Origin of the sequence: Arthrobacter sp. H5, from assembly GCF_000520595.1 — a bacterium.
Lineage (GTDB): Bacteria > Actinomycetota > Actinomycetes > Actinomycetales > Micrococcaceae > Arthrobacter_D.
On sequence record NZ_KI914987.1, the window covers coordinates 35,933 to 39,418 of the forward strand.

The 3,486-nt window shown below is 61.4% G+C and carries 2 protein-coding genes and 1 pseudogene; all 3 read left to right on the plus strand.

Annotated features, from left to right (window positions below; genetic code table 11):
• Positions 1-360 (plus strand): annotated as a pseudogene (locus Y708_RS23535) (L-arabinose isomerase); the annotation flags it as partial.
• 44 nt (positions 361-404) lie between these two features.
• Positions 405-1,676 (plus strand): D-arabinono-1,4-lactone oxidase, encoded by a 1,272-nt coding sequence (locus tag Y708_RS23540; RefSeq protein WP_035775611.1) that lies wholly within the window; start codon positions 405-407, stop codon positions 1,674-1,676.
• A 401-nt stretch (positions 1,677-2,077) separates the two neighbouring features.
• The coding region (gene ngcE / locus Y708_RS0107135; protein WP_028279391.1) for an N-acetylglucosamine/diacetylchitobiose ABC transporter substrate-binding protein at positions 2,078-3,486 on the plus strand (1,409 nt) is incomplete at its 3' end.

The following is a 3,486-nucleotide window of genomic DNA, read 5'->3' on the forward strand; positions in this document are numbered from 1 at the left end:
TTCGACACCGATTCGGGACCCGCCGTCGTCGTCGCCATGTCCGACATGCGCGACCGCTTCCGCCTGACCGCCAACGCCGTTGAAGTGGTTCCGCCGGATGCTCCGCTGCCCAACCTGCCCGTTGCCCGCGCAGTGTGGAAGCCGGAACCGAACCTCGCCACCGCGGCAGCCGCATGGTTGAGTGCCGGCGCGGCTCATCACACGGTGATGAGCACCGCCGTCGGACTCGATGTCTTTGAGGACTTCGCCAACATCGCCGGCACGGAACTGCTCACGATCAACAGCACGACGACGCTGCGGGAGTTCCAGCGCGAGCTGCGCTGGAACGCGGCGTACTACCGCCTGGCGCAAAAGCTCTAGCTCTCCACCCACCTGTCAGATCGATTCCTACCGAGGAGCAACGCATGGCCAACGCAGCAGGCACAAACTGGGCGGCTAACCTGGCGTACAGCGCTGCCCGGCTTCACACGCCGTCCAGCGTCGACGAGGTCCGGCGGATAGTCGCCGCAGCCAGCTCCATCCGGGCGCTTGGTTCCCGTCACTCGTTCAACTCGATTGCGGACGGCACGGAAGAACTAATGTCGACGGCGGCACTCACCGGTCCTGTGCGGATTGACCGTGAGGCCATGGTTGCCACGGTGGGTGCGGGTACGCGCTACGGCGAACTTGCTGTTGAACTGCAGTCCGCGGGATTTGCCCTGGCGAACCTTGCCTCCCTCCCGCACATCTCGATCGGCGGTGCAATTGCCACTGGCACTCACGGGTCAGGTGACCGTAACACCAGCCTTGCTGCCGCCGTCGTCGGGCTTGAATTCGTTACAGCCGGCGGCGAACTGGCGCGCTATGACGCCGGGGATCCGAACTTCGAAGGCATGGTGGTCAACCTCGGTGCGCTCGGAGTGGTGACCGAGGTGACCCTGGCCATCGAGCCCACGTTCGAGGTTGCCCAGTCGGTGTTTGAGAATTTGAGCTGGAACGCTGTGAGCGAGAATTTCGACGCGCTGACCGGATCCGCGTACAGCGTCAGTATGTTCACGTCCTGGCAGAATCTGGATGTGTTTGACATGGCGTGGCTGAAGAGCCGCGTCGGCAGCGATGCAACCCCAACACTTTTCGGAGCTCTCCCGGCGCAGGGGGAACGGCATCCCATTCCCAACCTGCCCGCCGTTGGGTGCACCCCGCAGCTGGGAATTGCCGGACCGTGGTTTGACCGGTTGCCCCATTTCCGTCTGAACTTCACGCCGAGCAACGGGGTGGAACTCCAGTCCGAGTACGTGGTGCCGAGGCGCTTTGCCGTTGAGGCACTTGCTGCGCTGCGTTTCCTGAGCGCAGAGATTGCGCCGTTGCTGCAGGTCTGCGAGATCCGCACCGTGGCAGCCGATGACCTCTGGTTGAGTTCAAGCTACGGCACGGACGTCATGGGCATGCACTTCACCTGGAAGCAGGACCAGCCAGCCGTGGAAGCGCTGCTCCCCGCGCTGGAAGCGGTGCTTGAGCCCTTCTCAGCACGGCCACACTGGGGCAAGCTGTTCACCACGGACCCGGAACGGCTTGCAGGGCTTTACCCGAAGATCGGCGACTTCTGCCGGCTGGTGCGGGACCTGGACCCTGAGGGCGTTTTCGCCAACCCGTTTCTCGATCTCAACGTGACTGGGGCAGCCGCCAGCCGGCGCTGATCCGGCCAAACGTTTCGGTTCAGACACCGTTGATCGACGCTGTCTGGCGAGCAGATCAGTTCCTAAAACGAACGCCTACACAGCGTCCGCCTTTTTGCGTGCAAAACGCCGGATTCAATGCCCTGTTTTCGCATGTGCAACAGGCGTAGGCTGACGTCACGCCACACTCCCGTCCAGTAGGAGGCGAACCTTGTGCATAGCAAACGTTTGATCTACTTCCACTGCGAAACGTCACCGTTACGCATCTGTGACGATTAGTTGTGATTGAAACTCGCCTCAAAGCTTGATTAACGCGCAGGATTGGTGAATTATGTCACACAGAAGCGTTCAATGTCCTGAGCGCCGAAGGTCAGCACGTGAGGCCGTGCATCCCTTGAAAGCCACTGGAAGGTACAAACACAATGAACATTCAGAACAAGCCGCTCGCGCGGCGCGGTTTCCTTCGCGGAGCACTTGCCGCAGCGGTTTTGATTCCCGCTGGTGGTGCACTGGTTTCCTGCGCGGCGGGCGGCGGGGGCAATGATGCCCCCTCCGGTCCAGCGGGCGAAGTCTCGGAGAACAACCCGTTTGGCGTTGCGGAGACCGCAACAGTGGACGCGGTAATCTTCAACGGCGGCTACGGCATTGACTACGTGGAGTTTGCTGCTGGCTTGGTTCAGGAAAACCTGTCCGGGGTGACGGTTACTGTTGCCGCCTCAACGGCCATCGCCCAGGAGCTCCAGCCGCGGTTTGTCGGCGGCAACCCACCGGACATTATTGACAACTCGGGCGCGCAGGCAATTGGTCTGAATACCATCCTCGACCAGCTGGAGGACCTCACCGCAGTGATCGACGCCGTCAACTCTGACGGCGAAGTGATCCGGGACACCCTGTATGACGGGGTGCTGGAACCCGGCACTTTCAACGGTGAACTGAAGGCACTGAACTACGTTCTGACCGTTTACGGCCTGTGGTACTCGGCGACTCTTTTTGAGGAAAACGGCTGGACTCCACCTACAACATGGGAAGAAGCGATGGAACTCGGGGCGTCTGCCTTGGAGCAGGACAAGTACCTGTTCACGTTCGGCCAGGAAGCAGCCACGTACTACATGGAAATGGCCATTTGTTCCGCCATCAAAGAGGGCGGCGACGAAGTGCGCCTCACCTTGGAGAACCTGGACGAGGATTGCTGGTCGCACCCCGCCATCCAGTCCGTGTTCACCGCGCTGGATGACATTGTGAAGGCAGGCTACATTCAGCCGGGCGGATCCGGCACGGTCTTCACCGCAGCCCAAGCGCAGTGGAGCAACGACCAGTCGGCGCTGCTGTACCCGTCCGGGTCCTGGATCGAGAACGAAATGATCGACCAGACTGCGGACGATTTCCAGATGACCGGCGCACCCATCCCCACCGTGTCAGCCGATTCTGCACTTCCATACACCGCCCTGCACAGTGCAGCCGGCGAACCGTTCATTGTTCCGTCGCAGGCCGCAAACGTTGCAGGCGGCATGGAACTCCTGCGCCAAATGTTGTCCCGGGAAGCCGCAACCAACTTCGCCGAGACCAAGCTCGCCCCCACCATTGTCCGGGACACGGTCCCGGAGGATGGTTTCGGCTCAACGGCACTCGTCTCGCAGACCACTCTGCTGGCCGACGCCGGGTCGGACATCTTTGACTGGAAGTTCAACACCCTCTATGGCATGAACCCTGACCAGCTGGTCGTCTGGAATACGTTCCTCAGCGGCGAGTCGGATGCCGCGGCGCTGACCGCAGGTCTTCAGGAAATCACAGACCGGGTCCGCAACGACGATTCGATTGAGAAGGTCGAAGT